Source organism: Halorubellus amylolyticus (genome assembly GCF_034808145.1).
GTDB lineage: Archaea > Halobacteriota > Halobacteria > Halobacteriales > Natrialbaceae > Halorubellus.
In genome coordinates, this window is sequence record NZ_JAXHGM010000006.1 from 13,878 (window position 1) to 36,786 (window position 22,909).

At 55.6% G+C, this 22,909-nt stretch carries 14 protein-coding genes; 7 read left to right on the top strand and 7 right to left on the bottom strand.

From position 1 onward, the window contains the following. Nucleotides 1-3 precede the first annotated feature (3 nt). Nucleotides 4-4,323 (bottom strand): BREX-5 system adenine-specific DNA-methyltransferase PglX, encoded by a 4,320-nt coding sequence (pglX, locus tag SM754_RS14075; protein ID WP_323676877.1) that lies wholly within the window; start codon nucleotides 4,321-4,323, stop codon nucleotides 4-6. Nucleotides 4,324-4,486: 163 nt separating this feature from the next. On the opposite strand from pglX, the gene SM754_RS14080 reads away from it, so the two are divergent. Both SM754_RS14080 and SM754_RS14085 read left to right on the top strand, forming a co-directional pair. Then, nucleotides 4,487-5,056, top strand: coding sequence for a KwaA family protein (locus SM754_RS14080; RefSeq protein ID WP_323676878.1), 570 nt, complete (start codon nucleotides 4,487-4,489; stop codon nucleotides 5,054-5,056). Continuing rightward, nucleotides 5,056-6,066 carry a Kiwa anti-phage protein KwaB-like domain-containing protein gene (locus SM754_RS14085; protein WP_323676879.1) on the top strand — a complete coding sequence of 337 codons (1,011 nt, stop codon included), beginning with the start codon at nucleotides 5,056-5,058 and terminating at the stop codon, nucleotides 6,064-6,066. Before SM754_RS14080 ends, SM754_RS14085 begins: the two co-directional genes overlap by 1 nt. 24 nt (nucleotides 6,067-6,090) lie before the next feature. Here the strand turns inward: SM754_RS14085 and SM754_RS14090 are convergent, their stop codons facing one another. From SM754_RS14090 to SM754_RS14105, 4 genes are read right to left on the bottom strand one after another with little or no spacing between them, the layout of a single operon-like run. Beyond that, nucleotides 6,091-9,933, bottom strand: coding sequence for a hypothetical protein (locus SM754_RS14090; protein ID WP_323676880.1), 3,843 nt, complete (start codon nucleotides 9,931-9,933; stop codon nucleotides 6,091-6,093). Then, a complete protein-coding gene (locus SM754_RS14095; RefSeq protein WP_323676881.1) occupies nucleotides 9,930-10,511 on the bottom strand; it encodes a BREX protein BrxB domain-containing protein in 582 nt (193 codons plus the stop codon). Before SM754_RS14095 ends, SM754_RS14090 begins: the two co-directional genes overlap by 4 nt. Continuing rightward, the gene (locus tag SM754_RS14100; RefSeq protein WP_323676882.1) at nucleotides 10,508-14,191 is read right to left on the bottom strand and encodes a hypothetical protein; all 3,684 of its coding nucleotides are present in this window, start codon (nucleotides 14,189-14,191) and stop codon (nucleotides 10,508-10,510) included. The genes SM754_RS14095 and SM754_RS14100 overlap by 4 nt, the downstream gene beginning before the upstream one ends. Next, the gene (locus tag SM754_RS14105) at nucleotides 14,188-14,955 is read right to left on the bottom strand and encodes a BrxA family protein (protein WP_323676883.1); all 768 of its coding nucleotides are present in this window, start codon (nucleotides 14,953-14,955) and stop codon (nucleotides 14,188-14,190) included. The genes SM754_RS14100 and SM754_RS14105 overlap by 4 nt, the downstream gene beginning before the upstream one ends. 233 nt (nucleotides 14,956-15,188) lie before the next feature. On the opposite strand from SM754_RS14105, the gene SM754_RS14110 reads away from it, so the two are divergent. From SM754_RS14110 to SM754_RS14120, 3 genes are all read left to right on the top strand, one after another. Further along, on the top strand, nucleotides 15,189-16,616 hold the full coding sequence (locus SM754_RS14110) for a ParB N-terminal domain-containing protein (protein WP_323676884.1): 1,428 nt from the start codon (nucleotides 15,189-15,191) through the stop codon (nucleotides 16,614-16,616). A gap of 46 nt (nucleotides 16,617-16,662) precedes the next feature. Further along, complete coding sequence (locus SM754_RS14115) at nucleotides 16,663-17,634, top strand: DUF4268 domain-containing protein (protein WP_323676885.1); 972 nt, start codon at nucleotides 16,663-16,665, stop codon at nucleotides 17,632-17,634. Nucleotides 17,635-17,865: 231 nt separating this feature from the next. Continuing rightward, nucleotides 17,866-19,266, top strand: coding sequence for a DNA methyltransferase (locus SM754_RS14120; protein WP_323676886.1), 1,401 nt, complete (start codon nucleotides 17,866-17,868; stop codon nucleotides 19,264-19,266). A 360-nt stretch (nucleotides 19,267-19,626) separates the two neighbouring features. Here the strand turns inward: SM754_RS14120 and SM754_RS14125 are convergent, their stop codons facing one another. After that, on the bottom strand, nucleotides 19,627-20,076 hold the full coding sequence (locus SM754_RS14125; protein ID WP_323676887.1) for a hypothetical protein: 450 nt from the start codon (nucleotides 20,074-20,076) through the stop codon (nucleotides 19,627-19,629). A gap of 327 nt (nucleotides 20,077-20,403) precedes the next feature. Continuing rightward, the gene (locus SM754_RS14130) at nucleotides 20,404-21,381 is read right to left on the bottom strand and encodes a DUF6735 family protein (RefSeq protein ID WP_323676888.1); all 978 of its coding nucleotides are present in this window, start codon (nucleotides 21,379-21,381) and stop codon (nucleotides 20,404-20,406) included. A gap of 406 nt (nucleotides 21,382-21,787) precedes the next feature. Here SM754_RS14130 and SM754_RS14135 point away from each other — a divergent pair, with 406 nt between their 5' ends. Together SM754_RS14135 and rdfA are read left to right on the top strand one after the other, a co-directional pair. Then, on the top strand, nucleotides 21,788-22,183 hold the full coding sequence (locus tag SM754_RS14135; RefSeq protein ID WP_323676889.1) for a hypothetical protein: 396 nt from the start codon (nucleotides 21,788-21,790) through the stop codon (nucleotides 22,181-22,183). Between the two features lie 64 nt (nucleotides 22,184-22,247). Continuing rightward, the gene (gene rdfA, locus SM754_RS14140) at nucleotides 22,248-22,868 is read left to right on the top strand and encodes a rod-determining factor RdfA (protein ID WP_323676890.1); all 621 of its coding nucleotides are present in this window, start codon (nucleotides 22,248-22,250) and stop codon (nucleotides 22,866-22,868) included. Nucleotides 22,869-22,909 lie beyond the last annotated feature (41 nt).

Here is a 22,909-nt window from a genome sequence, read left to right on the forward strand (position 1 = left end):
AGTTCAGAGAACCTTGTCCTCGACTACCTCCGGAACGATGTCCTTCTCCGCGAGCGGTGTGATATTAATCGCTACGCCGTGCTTGTGGACAGGCTGGTAACCCGCTGTCGTGATCTCAGATAGCGCCCGTTCCGACCAGTCCGAGGGAATCTGCTTATCCACCGTCTGACAGCGGTCATCGATCTCCTCAGCGAGCGCCTTGAACTCCGCTAGCGGTGGTAAGTCGTCCACATTGTCGACGCCTTCATCGTCCGCAATCTGCTGGAGGTACTCTTCGTCAAGGACGGATGCGCCGTCGATGCCCGTTGCGAGTGAGGCGAGCAGCTTCTCGTCTTCGGTGAGGTTATCGAATGGCTCACCATCGTCGTTGAGTAGGTTGCTCCCCTCGCGCTCGAAGTAGTAGGTCATGAAGAGGATGCCCGTACTGGAGTAATGATCCGAGCCTTTGAGTCGCCAGTTGAAGTAGTCGAAGAGGTCGGCGAGATGGGCTTCGACGGGCTCGCTTCTGGGCTTGGCGTACTCTTTACAGGCGTGTTCTAGTTCCTCAAGTGCGTCTACCCACTCGTCGCGCCACTCGTTGACGGCGTTCCAGAAATTATCGGAGAAGGTTTCTTGGAACCACTCCTCGCCATTCATCTCGCGGAGTCTTTCCAGCGTCTCGATGCGCTCCGCGGTCTCTTCGCGGAACACGGCGACTTTAGGGGATAGCTTGCTGACGCGTTCGCGATTGTCGTCGTCGAACTCGCGCTCAGTAGTGGAACCGAGTTCCTGCATCACCTCTTCGAGTTCGGCAATCTGTTCAAGCGCACTCGAGCAGAACTCGAACTCGTCAGTCGCCTCAGCGCGTTCGCTCGTGGAGAGTGACTCGTCGTTCCGACGCTGGTTCGTTGCCGACCGACGCTCGCGGAGATTGGCCTTCCGCGGTTCGAGATACTGGTTGCTCAAGCGGTCAAATAGGCTGGCATCGAGCTGGTGGTAGTCGACGAAGCACGCGAAACCTTCACCCTTTGCGTCGGCGAGGAGCCGCTCCGTACTGAGTTTCCAAAAGATGGGCGTGTTTTCCATTGTGTCGACGTGGTAGGTGAAGAGGTCGTCCTCGATGAACGATCGGAGGTTGGGATACGCCTCGTCTGCGGCGGATTTAGATCCGAGAATGTTGTCGACTTCGACAAGACGTTTTTCAGCGTACTCGCCGTATGCGTCTTCGAATCGATCGATGATACGGTCAAGCATATCCGCCTGCTCGTCCGTGCCATCGAGTGAAATGATTCCGTCGTCTTCCTCGCGGATAGCCTCCATTGCTAAGTGGTGAACCAATTTCTCTGTTTCTTGGCCAACGAACTCATCTAAATCATTGAAACTCTCACGTGTCAAGATCCTCTCCTCTTTGGGCACCTCAGAAGTTCTCATCAAGATTTCCTCATAGACCTGAGTCTGCGCCTCTTCACTTATTGAGAATTCTTCATACACTAACTGGTTAATTTTCTCGGATGTTTCTTCGATGGTCTGATTTCTATCTATTTTACCCTCAACTATCTGTTCGCACAGCTGTTCTATTGGCTGATCCACATTCTTGAGGCCGATGCTTAATTCGTGGGACGACGTTTTCGTATGGGGATGCGAATAGTGATATTCTGATAAATAGTTCTCTGGAAGAAGCTGCGGCCCGATATAATATGGGCTCGTCGGATTATCTGCTCTTTCTTCAATCTTTATACTATATTGTTTTTTGGAAAGACTCTCAATTTCACTCTCATCGTCCAGAGAATCAAACCAAGGAATACTACCGACTTCGCCAGCATTCCAATGTCGTCCAGTCGTTAACGACAGAAAGAGATCATGGTACAGATCGCTATTCAGAACACCCATCAGAGCCCATAAGGACTCTCCGTTTGTTGGTATGAAGATATAGCCGTTGTCACTAAATAGCCCTCCCTTAGGGAACAGACCAAACCGACGACCTGTTTGCTTAATCCTTGCCCACGTTAGTCCACTTTTGCCATAGAGCTCCTCATTCGGAGTTCGTACCGTATCACTAGTTCGCTTAAGTTCTGTACCGTTATCGTTCCATTTTGCCACCTCAGATACTCTCGGGAGAATCCAAGCATCTGATCCTCCCCTCGCAATTGGAGAATATGTATCAAAATCTACTGTTTCCCAATGGAGACGGAGGAATCGATCGTTGTTCGTCGTCGCTACACCCTGTTTTGCAACACCGACCGAGTCAGAGTCAAGACCTGCTTGCTCGGCATCCAATTTCAGTTCAGATTTATGGAGCTCTCTAACTTCTTCAGGTGTAGAATAGCATATCGAATTGCCGGGAACATCTGCAAAGGACGATAAACTTGCGTCAAACCACCTCTTAACGTCCTGATCAAGACCAGATATTAAATCAATGAATCTGGCTTCTTTTTCGCCCTTGTCTATATCATATAGTCTAAAGAAAGTCCCCTCTGTCTGTCGGTTGTCCTGTGATCTAATGACCGTCCCCGCGGTATTCACTGTCGCGTTATCCAGTATGCCAATACCAAATTCTGCTAAGAAGTCAAAAGAAGACTTACCGTTGACAAAGTCCGATCGGAAGTCTCTGAACCGATGCTTGAACATAAACGTCCGTGGAACAAGCATTCCAATTCGACCGTCTGATTTTGTGATACCTTCGCCAATTTCATAGAAATTTATGTAAAATTCTGCAGAGTATTTGTAATGAGACTCAATATATTCTTGAACCGAATCAGGCATACGGTTTCGAGTTCCGTATGGGGGATTCATTAGAGCCACATCGTAATCCTGAGCTAGAATATCCAATAGTCGGACGAAACTCCGCAAGTCCTGCGCGAGGAATGAGTCGGCTTCTTGATGCTCCTCTACAGCCTCGCGCAAACTGTGTAGTACTTGGCCGAGTGTATGGTCTTCACGTGGATCATCATCTAGGGTGATCTGGACGCTGTCATCATCCACATCGTCTTCAAACAGATCGCCGAGGGTGCCGCGCACGTCAAGCAAGCTTCCGAGCCCGTGGACTTCCTCGAAGGCATCGAGGATGCGGTCAAGCGCATGCTGTATCTCCGGGTCGTCACCAGCAACTTCGTCGAATACCGATTCAATACCCTCTACATCGGCAACCCTCGCGTCAGCACAAACAATTCCCACCTTCGGCATGTCGAAGCCATTTGCTCCCTCGGCCTCCGCACGCGTCCGCCCCTTCAGATAAAGGTTGAACGCCGCGAGCTGGCAGGCCCGCATATCGAGATCGACGCCGTAGAGGTTATTACGGAGAATTTCTCGGGGTATCTCGGCGTGATCTAATTCGGTCTCGGCCCGCCAGATGCGCTCCAGAACGTCGAACGCGTACAGCAGAAAATGTCCGCTTCCACAGGCCGGGTCGATGACGCGAATGTCCTCAGGGCCATCAAACTCCGGTGGTTCTCCTTCCTCTTCAGATGGGACGAGATAAGTACAGAAGTCCGCAATACCCGGAGATTCGTCAGGGGGTAGTGGGCGATTCTTACGCTCGTCGGGCGTCAGTGAGTCCTGTCTATCAACCGTCTCCTGCAGCGTTCCGTTGTCTTCGAGATAGAGCTTCCCCAGAGAATTGTCGGTAAGCATCCGCACGACCCAGTGTGGCGTATAGAACTGGTTCGCTGCCGGTACGTCTTCGGGATCTAGCCCCTCACGATCACCCTTCCGTCGAAGATCGTCAAGGAGCTTGACGTTGTAGTACTCATAAACCCAGCCCAGTACGTCGTCGGCTTGCCAGACCTCGTCAGGCACCTCATCGAGCATCCCACAGAGGTCTTCGTAGGTGTCGTCGTCAGGATCGATCTGGCTGTAGGCCGTCGAGCGGTCGAAGAGAATATCGATTTCCTCGGCGAGATCGTCGCACGCGTTCTGGTAGGCTTCGAGAACGGCCTCTTCTTCGAGCATGAACTCCTCGGTGACAAGCCGGTCGGCTGCCGGCGTGAGTCCATCGTCGCGGAAAGCCGTGACCTCGTCGTCGATGAAGCCCCGAACCTCCATACAGCGGAGTGCGGCCAGCCGATTGACGATGGTATAGCCAACACCCGTGATGTACTGCTCGTAGCCGTCGCCCCAATCGTTCCCGTCGACGGCTTCGAGTTCGATAGCCTCGACGAGGTCTTCCTCCTCCTCGCTCAGCGATGCGTCGTCGTTCGGCTTCTCGTCGAGGCCGTACTCGTCCTCGAGCTGGTAGCGAACGTTCGCCTCGACGCGGTCGCGCATGTCGGTGACGACGTCCTCGAGATGCTCGCGCTCTTCCTTGTCGAGCTGGGCCTTTCGCGGGGTGGCAGAATTCCCGTCCATAGGAGAGTTAGTGATGCTTTGACCAGACCCACCGAGATGTCTTGAAGATTGTCCATCACACTCTCGAAATCTGACTGAATTATAACCCGGCATGAGCGCGAATGTAATCAGGAAAGCTGATACAAAACTGACTTTGACCTCGGCATAGAACAATCCGAACCTAATGGGGCGCATTCCGAGTTGGGCCAAGATCATCCTCTTCTTGAGCTCCTACAGCCCACTCTTCGCAATCGTTGCGCTTCGCGCCCACGATGCAACCCACACGATATTCGGGTATCAACTGAACCCCATCGGGTTCGGCCCAATCGCGTTGTCATATCTAACGATCGGCTCCTCGATTCTCACCGTCGTTAGTATCGTATTCTTGGCCCTGATGATTCACATGAACCGGACGAGACAGGGCCAGCTGAGCGAGGTCAAGCACTACCGGAATCGGTCGGATATGTTCACGGAATACCTCTTAGTCTACATCTTCCCGTTCATCGTCTTCGAGTTCTCAAACATCTTCGATGTAGCAGCGTTTCTTATACTCTTCATCACTGTCGCGGCGATCGTGATTCGCTCCAACCGTCTATTCGTCAATCCGGTTTTGATAGGATTCCGCTATCGTGTCTACGAGATTGAAACCGAACACGACAGGCGAATCCTGCTAACGAAGGAGCAACTCGAGGGCAATGAGGTGACGCTCAACACCGCAAGAATAAGTAGTGGTGTCTATATCACTACAAGATAATGAGTTCAGCGAGCCGGGATGAAACCCGAGAACATTTCGACGAGTTGGTTGAATTCCTCCATCGAATCGAGGACATTGAATCCAGCGACCTTGGGATTGACCTGCTACTGGCTCGTCTGGACGAGGGGAGTTCCGAAGACTACGACTACACGTTCGAGCGCATCTCATTAGACCAGGAGTTGCCAGAAGACTTGGAGGATTTGGTGCGTGAGAAGGTTGAGCACAAGCACTCCGCGATCGAAAGCGACAATATCCGTTTCTCTGATTACGGGATCGAAAATCGGGATCGCGACCAGACGTTCGTTCAGTATGAACCGACGGAAAACATCCCTCAATTCGAGAACTTCGAACGGTTACTCGAAGGGGAGCGATTTAGTCACACGACATTTACTGAGTCGCCCAAACCAGACTTCCAAGCAATCCGTCTACGAGACGAGGACAACGAGGAGATGGCAATAGCCTTCCTACACTACAGCCGCCGCCAGATTATGGGTCGAACGTCTCGTGCTCGTATGTTGGTCGGGAGCGAGAAACACAGGAAGGTAGATGATTCGCTGATTTCGATTCCTGACCGCGTCGACTCCATCTACTACGACGGGATGATGTACATCTTCGACCAGTCCCGCTTCGAGAAGATATTCGATTATCTCGCCGAATACGAGAGATGTGCGGATGACGTCCTCGACCGTATCGAGGAGACAGACATCCCATTCCACGACTTCGACATGTTCAAGGATGCAGTATACGGAAATAATCGTGTTCTGAGGCTGATGTACAAGGTACACGAGCGCGGCGTTTACGAAGATATGGACGCAGATGATGCTACTTATATCCGCGATAACTTTGATACCGGAGTGAAATTCGAGGAGAACGATGACGGTGAGATGTCTATTAACATGGACGACAAACGAGACGTTTGGGCTGTTCTCCGCTTCTTCAACGACGACCATCTCGACTCGCCGCTCACGGACGAACAGTACATCTCCCTCTCGAAGCAAGACGCTGGATGATGTGTCGAGGCCGGATAGCCTCGTTTAGTCGAGCGACTCGATTACCACGACGGAACCATCCTCCAGTTCGTCCATCGTCTCTCGAATTTGACGCAGTTGCTTGTCGACGCCCCCGAGTAACTGCTCGGCTTCCTCGATCAGGTCACCGACGCGTTCGTCACTCGGAGGACTTTCACCTTCGACAGCGTTGACGACTTCCTCGGTGAGGTCGTGAGTGGGATACTCGGCTTGCAGTTCCCCAGCGAGTTCTTCCAGCCGCTCGTCGATCTTGAAGGGATTCTCGGCGTCGTCGATGAGCCGCTGAACCTCTTCGACTTTCGGCGGGCGTGACTGCTCGATTGTCTCCGTCACGCTGCTCGTAATCGGGTGATTCGGGAACTCGGCGTCGAGACGATTCGACGCGTCGCGGAGTTGCGACCAGAGACTGGCCGTACTCCCGGATGTCTCGAGTAGCCGCCGCGCACGCTGGTATCGCTGCGCTTGCTGGACGACCGTCGGATCGACCAGATCTGCCTCCGAGAACGAACCGCCATTCCACGCGGTCTCGAAGAGCCCGTATAGAGCATCGATGGTCACTTCCTCGAATTCGACCACCACCCGGTCGGCGGTCTCCTTACTACTCCCGTCGTGAGCGTACAGCCACGTCACGAGGCTGGAGACGACACTCTCTGGTTCCTCGTCAACTGGCGTCTCGCCCGTTATGCGCTCGTACTGCTCGCGGACGACCGTCCGTCGATGCGCATCCGCTTCGTCAATCAGCGTCCGGAGTCGGTCAGCCTCCGGGACTTCGTCGCCGCCGACGAGGGTCTGCATCCCCCCCGTGGCGTCAGCACCGGAATAGAGCCGTTGCATCTCTTTCGTGCGCCGGCTGAAGTGCTCCCAGAGGGATTCTTCGTCCTCATCCGAACCAAACAGCCCTTTCGCACGTGCGAATCGCTCGGCTTGTCGTTCGACCTCGTCGGACGCGAAGTCATCTGTTTCGAGTGTCCCACCTCCGAGTGCGGGTTCAAGAGCTGCTTCGAGGTCGTCCAGCGAAGCACCCTCACCGAATTCCCTGCTGACCCCGCGAATTACTCGCTTCACCAGGACGCTGTTGTCGTCCACCCAGGCGGCCAACTCTGAAAGCCATGAGTCAGGATCGGTTCCATCAGGCTCCTCGCCGATCAAGGTCTTCACGATCTCGCGAATCTGATCGGGGTCGAGGCCGTCCAGCGACTCGAAGCGAATCTGCACGTCGGTCAGGTTCGTCTTGTTCCTGACTGCCCGCCCGATCTCGTCCGGTTCAGTGATGTACTCGTCATCCCGACGAAGAGCGATCTTATTGGCCGTCGCGAGCGTAATCAACAGCGCCGAGATCGATTCCTGGGGCGTGCCGCGATACCTGCCGCCGCGCTGGACGGTCTGTTTGAGCAAGTCTTCGGCGCGAAGCGACTGGCTGGTCTCGTACTCGTCTAAGAACTCCTGACACCGACCGTCAGCGAGTTCAGCTCGATCAGTATCCACACCCAGTGTGACAGCATCTTCCCTCGAGAGCGGCCAGTCGTCGACACCACGGAAGAACCGCGCCATCTGCTCGGCATCGTCCACCTCGGTGATGCCGTTGGTCAGGACGAACCGCGAACCACGGAAGACGGACTGCACCTGCTCCGCCACTGATTGTTCGAAGACGTCGCTGAATCGCCCCTGCGTCCCACCAGTCCGGGCGTAGACATCCGCTTCAGCCAGTTGCTCGCGAACTGCCGACTCGAGCGCCCGCTGTTCGTCGCGGTGGTCAGACTCTAAGTCGGGATACGTCTCCGTCTCCTCAGAGAGGACTTCTTGCATGCCCATGACGTCCCGCAGGCGGTCGATTGTCGATTGCTGTAACTTGACTGCGACGAGGATGTGCTCACCACCGTCCCGTCCTTCGTTGGCTGACTGCCACGCCTCGACCTGATCGCTCACCGAATCATCAGGGCCCGCGACCAACCGCACGCGAATGGCGTCGAACTCCGGGGTCGGAGCTCGCTCGATTGGATCAAGTACTGAGTACCCGAAACGGAGGGGGACTCTGCGCTCTCCCTCGAGATCGACCTCGTGTCGACTCCCTTCAGAGAGGAGCAGACCGCTTCCTTCCTGAAGCGAGTTCTCCAACTTGGCGGAGAGCCGATGAGAGGGAATCTGCTGTGCGCGGGTCTTCGCCCGCGTCAAGATATCTTCCTGTTCCTCGGAGACCAGCAGGTACTCCTCGTCGCCACGGTCGTTCGTCTCCGTCAGCACCTTCCGATCTTCGAGCAGATCTGACAGCGCCGATTCAACGTCGTCCTCGACGGATTCGAACGACTCGTCAGTCGACTTGACCATCAACCGGGCGAGATTCGCCGGCGTCGACGGCACCTGCGAACGAACCTGATTCAGCAGGTACAGCGCCTTCGCAACACGAACGGAGAACGCACCCTCGTCACCACCCGCAGAGGGGATGAGTTTGTTCTCGACCATCTCCTGCACCCACAGCGGAACGTAGGTCGTCTCTTCGACCAGCAGGTCGTACAACTCATCCCACGTGACGAGGGCACCGACCTGCTTGTCACCCCACCCGAACCGCGTGAACAACGACCGAACGAGGATGAGCAATGCCCGACCCTGCACGTACTCTTCTTCGGTCACGCGTCCCCGAGGCATCAGTTGCTGAATCACCGTGCGGAGCAACCCGAGGTCGTACTCGCGGAACGGGTACGCTTCGACCGCGTTGGACTCCGCACTGGCGACGTCAGCGTACGCGTCGAGCGTCAGGTCGGGCATCCCTTGGAGAGCAGACTCGACGGTCTGTTTGTAGTCTGAATCCTTCTGCAGCCACCGTTTCCGGACGATGATCTCGGTGTCAGCTCCTTCCAGTGGTTCTTGCGCTCCGTACCACGGTTGCTCCGTTACCTCGGTGTCTTCGAACTCGCCGTGAATGCGCTCAATCGGGTACTGTCCAGTTCCGATAACGGGCGGGTTGGGCCCGACACCCAGCTCAGTCAACGCCTCCAACGTCTTCTGAAACTCCCTGTACCGATGACGCCCATCACCGATGAACAGCGCCACCTCGTCGAGTCCGATCAGCAACTCGATCTCCGTATCCGAGGTGCTCAGTGACGCTTGCGCGGCCTCGATCCTGTCGACAAGTTCCTCAGGGTCGAACTCGTCGGGATCGACCTCCTCGATGGCGTCGTCGATCGACTGCTTGACCGCCTCGCTGGACTCGAATGGTGAGCCATCGAGCGTCGGTACGACATCGTACAGCCAGCTTCGTAGCGAGGCCCGCTCCTCGTACACCTCGTCGAACGTCTGTCCGTCGTGCTCGACCTCCTGTAGCCGCTCCCAGCAATCGCCGTGATTCATATCGAGCTGCCACGTCCACTCGAGCAGCCAGTTCGGGTCGGTCGGGTACCCCAGTTCACGACCGATGCCCTCGTAGATCAGGTACGGGAGCGGAGGCTCCTGTGACGCGTCTCTGTTCAGCAGGTTCAGGAAGACGGGCTTCAGTCGATCGACGTGAGAGTTCGCGACGCTCTGTCGGAACGACTGGAATCCCGGCCATCTGTTCCCAAGTTCCTCGCCGAGATCGGCGTGTTCCGATTCGGCATCAGCGGCGAACCCGATGAGTTTCAACAGGTGGGTCTTCCCTGACCCGAAGGTCGCGGAGATATACAGGAATCGCGGTTCTTCGTGCGGATATTTGTCGACGAGGTTTCCGAGCGTGGTGAGTACGTCTCGGGCACTCTCGGTCTCGTGGAACTCGCGGACGTCGTTTTCGGCCTGCGCTCTGGCGTTGACCTTCTGGACTTCCTCGAGTTCGCGCGTCGGTGACTGCTGGAAGATGTCGTTGATGTGTATATCGCTCATTGGAGATGCACCTCCTCGACCCGCCCTTCGATCTGGTGAGCCGGATAGTAGTTGCGCGATTCCTCACCGAAGAAACTCAACTTCCCACCAACGATGTCTCCGGGGAACGGGATGCCGATGGTGGACTGCACGTTACAGCGGTCGAGTTCGTCGAGAAGCTCCGACGCACGCGTGAATGGATAGAGGCTCCCCAGATTCGTGAGGAGTACGACGTGCCGTTGCTGAGCTGGCGACTCGATTTTCTCGATCATCCTCGTGACGAGTTCCTCCGCTAATCGATCCTGCATCGTTTCCGTGATCGTCGCCGGCTCGCTCTTCTCCCCGAGATCGACTGCGAGTTCGAAGACGTCGGTTTCGACGAGTAGTTCATCCAACTGAAGTACCTGGACGGTTCCGTCATCCGGGAAATCCTCGGTACGATGTGGCTCTGTCGCCCATTCCGTGAGTCGGTCGGCGACGCGTCGCTCGTACTTCGGCTGGACGGGAACGATGACGAACGGGTTTCGTATGCCGCGCCGGCCATCAGCGAACTGCGCGAGTCGCTCTGTAAAGTCGTGGAAGGGGCGTTTGCTCGTCATCGGATGATCACCCCCGTTTCAGTCCGCTCTATACTGAGTTCGTGTTGTTCAACGAGCCGTTTGAGTTCGGCATCGAGCGATTCACGGTCTGATGGGAGCAGTCCGATCATGTTGATGTTCGCGGGTGACTGATCGCCGACGAGCGTCTGTAACTCCTCGAACGTATCACGTAGCTCAGTGATGTCGCTGCCAGCAACTACGTCGAGCGGTTCTCTGTCGAGTAGCGTGTTCATGGCACGGATGAAGTCGTCAGCGTCGGCGTTCATCGTCCCGCCAGTTACTGTCGAGACCGCTTCCGAGACATCCTCGTACCACGATACAGTTCGACGCAACGGTGTGATGTATTCGCTTTCGAAGGCCGGTCGAACGTTCGATTCGAATTCATCCGAGGGTCGAATCCACGGATGCTCCTGTAACTCGCCAGCAAGGGCATCTATGTCGGTCGAGTCCTGGAAGGAATCCCACGCGTTCTCGATTGCATCATCGACCGCCGGCGAGATGGTTCGGACGTCATTGAACCTGTCCCAACCGTCGTGTGTCCACCACTCGCCATCGAAGCCGTCGATGTTCTTCCGGAGGGTCTGGCTTGCTGCCTCGCACTCTTCACTCAGCCAGTCGTACGACTGTTGGGTAAGGGTTAGTTGGGCGTCTATCTGTACAATCGCGGGGAGCCGCAGGTTCCACACTTCCTCAGCGTCCTCGTACCACTCTCGTGCCTCCGTGGTTGCTTCGACGACTCCCCCCCAGTCGGTGTCACGCGATTTAACCGCCTCTCTTCGGTCGGTCGCGTTCTGATGTTCGGCTTCGAGAGCCTCCACGAACGAGTCGAGCAGGTTCCGAACGACCTGCGTTTGTATGTCACTCTCGGCGACTAACCTGACGTCTTCGACAAGACTCCCGATTCGACCGGCAATCGTGTCGTTCGCAGACTGGAGCTTGACAATCCCGTCGGGGAGGGTGTCCGTAGAGTCGATGAATCCGCCTTTCCGGAGCGTGTTTCGTACGTCACCACCCCCCGAAATCTTGAGGCGAGTCGTGGTCAGTCTGCTTAGATCGAGAACAGCGTCCAGTTCGAGGGAGTCACCGGTTTCGTCGATGGGTAGGAAATCACCCTTGCGGCAGAGTCCCCAAATGATTGCACACAACGCGGGGCGAGCATTCTCGTAGATCGGCTTTCGCTCTACGATGCCATCAAGGACTGTCGACATTGCGAGGTTCCCGCCCCGTTGCTTGAGTTGCCGACCAGTGAAGGAACGGACGCTAATTTGAATCGACCCACGATGCGTCTCTGGGTCTTCCGTCGCGACCTCGATCTGCTGGGCCCAAGTTGGTAGTGGGTCTTGTGCGGTGAGTCCTCGGAGTTCTTGCAAATGCTCGTCGCTTACTTGTCTCATTACGGGGTGAAAGCCATCCGGATAGGTGACGTCGATATACTCCTCGACGCCCGAGGCCAGCCCGCCAATCTGATCTCCGCGATCCTTGACGTCGAACGCGCCGCTCTTCAGGGCCTCGACGAGTTTACTCTGCACCCGAGCTGCTCTGTCGGAAAGATCACGCTCCACGGCCTGTGGAAGCGTGTGGTCTCCGACGGCCGCTCTGAGTGACCACCACTCGACGAGGGTGTCCCGGAGATCGTCGAGCCCGTCCTGTCCGATCGTCCATTCCAACGGGTCTCCATCGTAGTCGATCTCCGTTACAGCAGGTGAAATCCCTTCGATGGCGAGCTCGACATCGAGCGCATCTTCAGCGTCAACTGTGGTATCGAAGCCGATTCCATCAACCCGGAATTCGTAACGCACGGGGTACTGATCGCCGGTATCTTTATATTCGGCAGATGCCGGGAGCGAGAGTTCGCGAACGACGTCTTCCCAAAGATACTGGTCGACGGATTCTATAATGGCTTCCCAGTCGGGGTCGTCGAGGTTTTGCTCCGAGGCTTCGATAATCTCGCGCTCTTCGGGATGAGTGAACGCGTACTTCGGGCCAGTTTCGTCGTGTGTTGGCCGGATAAACTTTCGAAGGCGCTGGAGCGAGTCCTCAACGCGGTTCTCCATCTGGAACTGGGTCGGGCCATCGAGGTCGCTCAATACGGCAACGGCGAGATTCCGCTCAGACATCGGAATGGTGTCCGGGATGTGTTGCAGGAGCAGCACTGCCTTCGCAACGTCCACGTCAATCTGCTCCAGATTACCGGCTTCGTATTCCGCCGCTATCTCATCGATAACACCCACGTCTTGTGGCGTGATGTCCTCGAGTTCCGGTTCGATGAGGTCGTAGAAGTCCACCAACGAAATGCCGTGGCTCTCGTCGCCAGCCTCCATCCATCCTTGCAGAAGGCCGTGGACGAGTGCGAGAATCGCTCGTGCGGTTCCCGAGAAGATTGACTTCGCCGGGTCGTGCGCTTCCTGCCGGAGGTTGGAGAGGATTTCGAGGAACAGCGGCGGCTGATATGGGAGGAACGGGTAGAACTCGATGAGGCGCTCTCGCTCGATGTTGTCGAGCGGAGGCTCAGTATTCTGTTCGATTCCTGAGTACACGAGTAAGGTCTCCGGGTCGTTGCTGGTTCGTTCGAGAACGTTTTTTGTCTCTACTCTTCCCGCGTCCGTCTTTTTTAGTAACCGTTGCGTGGAGATTTCGCCGACGTGCCTGCTCGGAAGGCCGAACCGGTGCGGGAATCGATCCTTGACGATACTGAAGTCGGCCCCGCGAGCTGCGAACTGCGGTTGAACGTCTTCGATTTTGGCCTGTGCTGTCGCCACTAGTTGGATGTCGCCGTCACCGACCTCGTCGACGCTCTCTGCGAGAGTCTGTAGTTCTGTGAGGCGGTCGAAATCAGTGCCAATGAAGAGGCTCACTTCGTCGAGCAACAGAACGAGCTTGACTGGGCGCCCGAGTTCTTCTTCGCGCTTACTCCGTAGGTGTTCGAGACGCTCGACCATCGCTTCGGGGTCGAGATCGGACGGCGTCAGGTCGTCCAAGCCATCGGCTGTCCCTGTTTGTTGCTCGAAGAGCGACGGAAGCACAACGTTGGCGAGTGCGTTGTACTGCTGGACGTCTTCCCAGTCGTACTTGCTGGGGTCGTCGACAATCCCGCGGAGTGCTGACTGAGTGCGTTGCGTCCTATCATCCCAGGCGTCAGTCGTTCGATACCAGTCTTCGAAGTATGCCACATCGAGCTGACTGGAGAGTCCGCCTTCGACACCGGACAGCCGCTCGGACGTGTGGGCGGCACCGAGAAGGATCTCACTGAAACTGTATTCTTTCTGTCCCTGGTATTTGAGGAGATTCACCGAGATGGGAATCACCTCGTACTCCTCGTGAATTGATTCCCACGTCGTCGCCAACGACGACAGCTCTCGTCCGTCGGTCAGTTGTTCCCAGAGGTCGTCTTGCTGCTGAAGCCACTCGCTGTCCATCATTCCGCGAAGCACACTCAACAGGTGGCTCTTCCCGCTCCCGTAGTAGCCGTACAGCCAGTAGTTCGCTCCAGAGCGCATGTCTTCCGAGCGGCCGAGCAATCGCGAGAAGAAATCCCGCATGAAGCCTTCTGCCTCGTCGGTAACGTGGTACGTGTCGATGGATTCCAGTCTGTGGTCGCGCCCGTCGTCCTCACGGTCGATGCGCACGGACTCCTCGAAGTCGGAGCCCACCTCGGCCGCGAACCACTCCTGATCGGTCATCTTTCGTCCTCCATCGGGGGCGCCCAGTCGTACGTACCGTCAACGGGTTGGAGTCGTAGTTCTCCGTGGATACCGCTCGCTTCCCAGCCGGGGTGGTTACCGACGCGTTCGGCCAAGGATTCCCAGTATGGCTCCGATTGGAAGAGATACAGCCAGCCGACGGGATGCGTGAGCCACTCTTTGCCATCCTGTTCCCAAGAGTACCCGGATGCGATGAGTAGTGGGACGGTTCCTACGTTGGGAGCCTCTCCCTGTAGTGTCTGTTGCGTTTCGAGGACGCCAATCTCACGCATTACTGAACGAAGTCCTTCTCCCCACCGTCGGGTCGTTGACTCCGCATAGTCAAACTGGGTGCCGTCATCGTAATGGAACTCGTTCAGTAACTGAGCAACAGTCTCCTGCTCGTAGTTGAGTCCCTCCGTCCCCGACCGCTTTAGCCGTTGAACATATCGGTGTGTGATATATTTGACCAGCGGGTCGTCCTCGATTAAGTAGAAGTAGAGCACCTGTGCCTTGTCGCGGGTCGTTTCACACTGGTCGAAGACTGTTGGAAGGCGTGTGACTGCGGGTAAGTTTTCTCCAGCGGTCTTGAACCGCGAACTCAGTTCTCTATAGATACCTTTCGAACTGCCTCGCGTACTGCGTTCATCGTGCCTTCCTTCCAGCCACTCCTCCTCAACAATCGTCCAATCGCGATGATGGGAGTACAGACGGGCAATCTGTTCCGCTTTGTCCACGAGTAGGCCACATCTCGTGAGTGCCATCGACACCTCCTCATGAGAATACGTGGAGTCAAGCGACGGGAGACTCGTTCCTCCACCATCAGTACAAATAGTCATTATCCGAAGCGTCCCGCCCACGCTACTTATTTGATATGGTGAATACAGGCTCGGTTGGCGATTCCAAGATTGTCGGGCGAGGGTTTGATTTGTGAATCGAGGATTTGTGTGGAGAGGGCCGAAGATGATTTCGCGTTCGCGTCATACCTCCTACACCAATGCACGAGGTTGAGGTAGCCGAGATAGAGTCCCTGTCGATAAACGACCTCGAACCACATCCCGTGAATGACGAAGTTTACGGCGACAGAATGGAACTCGATGAGGGATTCCTTGCGAGTATCAAAGAACACGGCATCATCGAACCGATCGTAGTCGATCCACAACCGGACGCTGGAGACGATAGTGAACAGGCGACCATCCTCTCCGGTCACCGACGGTTCGAGGCCGCGAAGGAAGTCGGACTTGATCGAGTGCCAGTGCGGGTGGCTCGGTTAGATTCCGATCTCCAGCGTCGAGAACGTCTGATAGAATTCAACCGAAACAGAGAGAAGACCTTCAGCCAGAAAATGCGGGAAGCCGAAGAGTTGGAACGCATCGAGCAAGAGCGGGCGCAGCGTCGTCAAGGGACGCGTACTGACCTCGTGGAAAATCCACCACAAAGTGACGAAGAGCGACAGTCTGACACGAGCGAGAACTACGGGAAGACCCGTGACAGAGTAGGTGAAAAGGCAGGGATTGGTTCTGGTCGAACCTATGACAAGGCGAAAGAAGTGTGGGAAGCCGCAAGGGCGGGAGATACCGTCGCTCAGCACGAGATCGACAGACTCGATCGTGACGAACAGTCTATACACGGTGCGTATCAGAAGGTTCGCGGGCGGCTTGAACACGAAGAGACTGAAGATGTCGGAGACGACGGTGAACCGGGTGGAGCCGATGAGAAGTCAGACTCCTCCCCTGATAAGAACGAGGATAATCGGGAACAGGTTTCGACTGAGGACGTAGTTCTCTCCGCTCACGTTGGAAGTAATGACGAGGTCTTCCCAGAGATACTGGACTTGCACGTTGATCCTGGAGCAACTGTGGCAGATGTCACCTACGGAAAGGGGGTGTTCTGGCGACAAGTTCCAACGGGAAGGTACGATTTCACTGCGACGGACATCGACCCCTCCAGATCGCCGAACTCCACGGAGGGTGTCGACTGCCGTGACCTTCCGTACGACGACGCGTCGTTCGACTGCGTGGTGCTAGATCCGCCATATGCCGAGGGATTCTACGAGACACGTGACAAGCCTTCGGACAACGATTTCTGGATCAAAGACAGATATGTCGGCGATCACGGAGAGCAGTCCGCAACGTATCACGAGGCAGTACTGGAGATGTATGCTACCGCTGGAAAGGAAGCACACCGCGTATTGCGCGAAGGTGGCATCCTCATCACGAAACTGCAGGACGAAGTTAGTCGAAACGAACAACGGCTCACACACATCGAGGTCACGGACATCTACGAAGAGATGGGGTTCCACACGAAGGACTTGTTTGTGGTCGTTCGACAGGATACCCCGACTGTAGGCAAAATGTATGAGCAACGCCGAGCGCGAAAGAACCACTCGTACTTTTTGATTTACGAGAAACGCTCCGACGCTTGAGCCCTGACGGACAAGGTGTATGTGTGCTCTCCAGGTAGCAGTCCATATGCCGGATTTCAGTCCTCGCCAGCGCCCTTCGTTATCGGGGTGCTGGGCCGACGAGGAGGCATTCAGTGCGTGGTTGGCCGAGGAGGAGAACATTCAGTACCTGCGAGAAGTGCTTGGCCTCCAAGGACTGGTCGCCGAAGAACTTGAGCACGAGGTCGAGGGTTACTTTGTGGACATCTATGCCCGAGACGAAACCTTCGATGTAGAGGTTGTCGTGGAGAACCAGTTCGGCCGCTCCGACCACGACCACTGGGGAAAGGCGAACACCTACTCGTCGAACCTCGGTGCCGACGTGATCGTCTGGATCGCCGGCGAGTTCACTGACGGCCATCTCGAAGCGGTGCGCGACCACAACGAGACCGCCGACCGGGCCGTGTTCGCGCTCCGAGCGGAAGTGCTGGAAATCGAGGGGTGCGACCGAACGGCGTTCCACCTTGTCACAGAGGTCGAGCCGACCGAGTGGCGCTACAGCGAGGAGTTAAAGCTCGGCGTCTATCAGGAAAAGTTCTTTGAGGAGTTCGTCGCATTCGCCGACGAAGAGGATTACGCAATCTTCGCTAATGGCAGTATCAACTCGTACTCGTCGTCGACGTCGTCCGAGTACAACCTATCCATCGTTGAGGGCATCCCGAAAAGCAAGGATCGCTTCTCACTTCGAGCCACCAGAACCGGTCTCGCTGTTCGACTGGAGATCAACAAAGACGATGATCACATCGCCTTCGACGCGTTCGAAGCCAACCGACAAGAGATCGTCGAAGAACTGCGCCTTCTAATCGACAGCGATGTCGAAATCGCCTGGGAGCGTGGGTCAGAGGGCAAAATCCGGGACATCATCACGGTGAAGTACAGCGAGGATGAGTTCGATCTCCGGGACGTGAACCGATACGAAATATACCACAGATGGTTGCTGTCGGCCACAGAGGCGCTCCGCTCCGTGTTTGACGATCGAATCCGGAATCGAGAGAGATGAAGACTGGACGGATGAGGGATCTGTATACCTAAGAGAGGTGAAATCGCTTGCTTCGATACCAGCATCCAGTCCGGGATAGCGTCCAATCTCGGGACTGCGGGGGTCTGACGCTGGGAGAACCCATGGACTATGAGTGAATTGTAATCAGACCGTGAACGAATCGAGCTGTTAGGGCCGTATATCCGGAGATTACGCAAACGATTTGCCAATCCGGGAAAATGTATCGATCAGATGGCGAGCGATGACGACAACATTGAGCGACGGTCTCCCCATTCACTCTCACCACATCCTCAAAACGAAGAAATCTACGGTGATCGCGATCTCGATAACGAGGAAGACACACCGTTTCTCGAGTCGATCCGTGAGAACGGCGTGTTGACTCCAGTCATCGTAGACGAGGCCGATCAAATCATCTCTGGTCATCGTCGCATCGAGGCCGCCAAGCAGGTGGGGCTGGAAACCGTCCCAATCACTGCTCGGGAGTTCGACTCCGACTTAGAACGTACCGAGCTGCTCGTCCACTCTAACCGGCAGCGATCGAAGACTGTCTCGCAGAAACTCCGCGAGGCCGAAGCCCTCGAACGCGTTGAGCGCGAACGGGCACGGGAACGTCAAGGAGCACGAACTGACACCTCCTGTTCAGATGAACGGGAAGTGGATGACGGACTGACTCGAGATAGGGTCGCGGAGAAGGTCGGTTTCGGCTCGGGTTCGACGTACCACCGGGCGAAGACCGTCTGGGAAGCCCGCGAATCGGACGAAGAGACAGTGGCAGTGGTCGCCGAGGAACAACTTGGGCAATTGGACGAAGAGAAGCAGTCGATCAGCGCGGCCTACTCCGAGGTGAAGAACGCTCAAAACAGGGTGAACGAGTCCTCCAACGAAGACGAGTCCGAGCAGGCATCGAATGATCCAACCGGCTCGTCAGACCCACGCATAACGTTGTTACAGGGGGATGCGGGATCGCTTCCCCTTGATGACGAGACAGTCGACGTTATCATCACCTCCCCACCCTACAACCTTGGACACGAACGGTGGGCAATGGGCTGGCGCTCGCTTCGCGAGGAGGGCGTCGGCTATTACGACGACCGTCCTGAAGACGAGTATCAGGACTGGCAGCAGCAAGTACTGTCCGAGTGCTACAGAGTGGCCCGCGAGGGCGCGTCTCTGTTCTACGTTCACAAGGTACGAATCGATGGAGGCGAGGTAATCCACCCTGTGGAATGGCTCCGATCGCCGGCGAACCCCTGGTCGGTTCGACAGGAAATCGTCTGGAATCGCAAGTCGACCCATAACCACGAGCCGACGCTTTTCCGTCCACAGGATGCTCGCATCTACTGGCTGACGAAGGGTACGCCGGCAGTCCCCGACGAGGGTATTGATATGGATTCTGTGTGGGACATCTACGGGCCGCGGCCCGACACAGATCACCCAGCGCCGTTCCCCGAAGAGATTCCACAAGGTTGTCTCGAAGCAGTGGCATCTGATGGCGACGTCGTGTTAGATCCGATGGGTGGGTCGATGACGACCTGCCGAGTCGCTTCCGACCTCGGATACCAGAGTATTGGTGTGGACGCAAACCGTGACTACATCGAGGACGCCCAGCAGAAACAGAGCGATGGTTCGACCTGATAATTGGGTCTGCAGCCACCCGATCGAAACTTGAGTTAGGAGGCGTCGACTCGCTGGCGTCTTACGACGCGTCGGCCCTACTGGCCACTCTCGGCCGGCAGTTCGAGTTTGGCTCAAGTGGCTGGATTGATGATCTCTGATACCTCTCTGAGGCCATCTTCTTCCAAAGTCTTAATCGCCTGGCGAATGCTTCGCTGCAAAATTTTTGCTGACTGCGTACTCAAGAATCCGCTCTGTCCGGAAAAACACCGCCGAATTAGACGATTTCACGCGGTTGGAGCGGTATTACCGACGGCGCTTCTCGGTACCGCTGTGACTATATTACAACCCCTCAACTATGTATTTTCGTTCCGAAATTTCTCAGTGGTTGCCCTGAGGGAACTCATCATCCGGAACCGGATATGCGGGCTTGCCTTCGAATACACCAAGGCCGTAGAAGACCGCACGTCGAATAGACTGATGTCGCCACAGAAGCTTGTGGTCTGCTTCTCGTGGGTCTTCCAGTTCCACCAATTCCATCTCTTCAATAAGGTAGAACCGGTGCTCTGAGTCACCTGCTTCCGTTTCCCATTCGATGTGAACCACGTCATTCTCCTGTACCTTGGCTGTGCCCTCTCTGCCTTGTCCATACTTGGTAGAGACCCCGTCAACTTCTTCCATCTGTCCAGCAACAGGAACCGATTCACACGGACTCGATACATTCTGGTCGCGGTGAATCTTGATGAACTGATTCTCACCGTAGGTCTTTGCTCTCAATTTGCCATTCTCGAAGCCGATTTTCGGTCGATTAGTGGAATTTTGTTCGCCCATTCCATTCGAGGGTTGACACTACTCACTTATAAACACTAATCCGGCAGCCTATACCTACTATTTTCGAATACTAATATTTGAGTTTGCCATATTGAGCGTCAGAGAGCCGATTTTTTGCGACTCTTGGAATGATATTCTCCCGTAATAGACTGGTCTTATCTACAACTTCAAATCAAACCCCCGACTGCTATATGGCCTCGTGCCCACCGTCTCAAGGGTCGTACGGATCCCACATCTCGTTCGGGGAGCATCAGGCCGAACTCGTTCGACCGATGTCTAAAAAATACGGAAAGCGTGATACTTAGACTCTTTTCAATCTCAGTTCTTCTAAAGGTCATTGAACCGCCTTGACTCTCGTGTCTCGCGGTGTTCTTCGACCGCTCTTTGCAATCGTTTCGGGAGGAATTCCGAAGCCACCCGTTCGATGTATTCATCCACCACTTCGGATAGCGACTCAGAACAGGCCTGGAGAACCCGGTCTCGAGTGACGTTCTCGGCGGCGTTTAATTCTGCGCCGAGATTGAAACGCGTCTCGGCAATGCTCTGTTGTATTCTCATACTCGATGCGTTCGCTGGAGACTCGATTCGAATGGGGATGGTGAACCTCCCCGACGATGGGACGAGCGGTTCGTGACCGTCGGTTCGGAAGACCAACGTATCCTCTGGCGTTGGGAGTATCTTCGACGGGTATCCGTCACCACTCTCCTTGGCTTTCTGACGGGTGAGCGACTGCAGTTCGTAGAGATACCGGTGGTAGTCCCGTGCAATCCTCCGTACGGTACCGTCTGCTAGCCAGCCCCGGTTAAATTCTGAGATCGTCCGCAGGGGCTCTGCTTCGTCGACGAACTTCTGTAACCGTTCTGCGTCGGTCGGAACTCTCCTCGAGCGGTACACGTCGACCTCTATGTGGTCGGCCCACGGTCGAATCACGTCCGCGTACGTCCACGCGAGCCAGTACGCCTCTACGTCGCCGTTATCGACGACGTACAGTACTTCATACTCGAGGAGGTCGTTCCCGGCCAGCAACTCGTGTTCAGGCACGTTCACGGCAACCGGGCGCGGTTCGACGACGTTCCCGGTGTCCGTCGTTTCGAACCCGTATTCTGAATCCGAGCTCTCTGTGAACTGCTGTGCAATTGCTGGCGTGGTCGTTCCATTCAACTCCTCCCAGTCCACGCGTCCGTGGACGTTCAGGGAGTCTCGAAGTTCATCGAGGAGTTGGATGTTCTCTGCGCCATTCTGCGAACTGTAGATGTTGAACCGGTCGTTTCGTTGTCGCTCCGCGATGAGTGCTCGGTGACTCATTTTGCACCCCCTGCTTATCGAGTGTCACTTTTGTACGCGTTGCCTGAAGCCCCTCAGAGGGTCGTAGACGACGGATTTATCAACTTCCCGTATCGGTCTGGATTGCTTCTCGTTCCCCTGTCTCCTCGTCTCTTTGAGAGCAACCCTCTCATAAGGAAGGAAGGGAATCGATGGGTACCCAGTCTATCCGCTTATGTGCTCCCTCCCGCTACGACAGTCTGAGATGGTGACGATGCTACCGGAGGTGATCATCGAAGTCAAAAACTGCTAGTCAAGCAATGAACGAGAACAAGGCTAATACAGTGGCAGAGGACGAATGTATCGTATCAATCGAAGTCCTTGGAGAAACGTCGAAGCGATATAAAATCTGCAGAGTCAACTGCGTCTGCGAAAGCGGTGATGAAGAATGACGTATGATTTCGAGGAACTCCACGGAGGCGAGTTGCTAACGGTGGAGGTCTGGTGGGACGACACGTTCTACCCAGGACAGGGCAAACCGGACGAGTGCTCGCAGACCGAGTCCGTTGAGATGGAGTTTATCGGGTATAACCCACATTTCGATAACTTAGAACTCAAAGTTAGGTCAGTCGAGAGTGACAAGATCTATCGGCTCCCCGAGATTTGTGATCGAGAGTCGGTCGACATATGCACCGAAAAGGTGTGCCACAACTGTGGACAATCGCGCTGGATTCCGCATGGCGAAGTCGATGAAGTCGACATTCCTGGTCATCCGGAATCGGAACAACAAACGTTCGCAGACATCTCAACGGAACTCACCGACGAAGACGAAGAGTTGGTCTAACTGGTCAATTTGCAGCTCGCTGTGCAGCCTTTAATTTCTGCGAGCTCTTTCGATGGGCCCGACAATGTCTACCCAGTGCAAGGTCGATCGAATCCGTGACGCGTACGACCTTTCCAATCTGGAGGCCCGCATCAGACACCGTCGTGAAAACGAAGATGCGAGCCTTCGAAGTCTGGAAGCGTTCCTGAACCAGTTGATTCTCCAACGGTCGATGGAGAATGCGGGGATGGCCGTTCTGGACGGCGAGGCTGAAAACTACTACCGGTTGTTGACCGACGAGGAAGTGACAGAGTCCGCTCGCCGAGAGGCCGAGTCCGAACTCCAACAGGAGGGTCTCGACATCGAGCAAGTGACTGAAGACTTCGTCAGTTACCGCACGATCAAGAAGCATCTGAACGAGTGTCTCCGCATTTCGACGAGCCGCGAGTACGAACCCGATGTCGACAGCGAGCGAACGCGGTTATCGAAACTCGCCGCTCGAGTCAAGACGGTCGCCAGCAAGATATTGGATCGCTTGGAAGCGCACGAGGGCATCCACATAGAAGATCCACGTGTCAGCATCGACATCCACGTTCGATGTGGGAATTGCAACCGTCGTCACGACCTGCTCGAGTTCCTTCATGGGACTGGAGTTTGCCCATGTGTGGAAGGAGCAGTGCCCGGTCAAGAGAAGGAAGAACTGTAGTCAGTCAAAGCTAGATTTTGGATTGATTCTCCAGCCAGAAC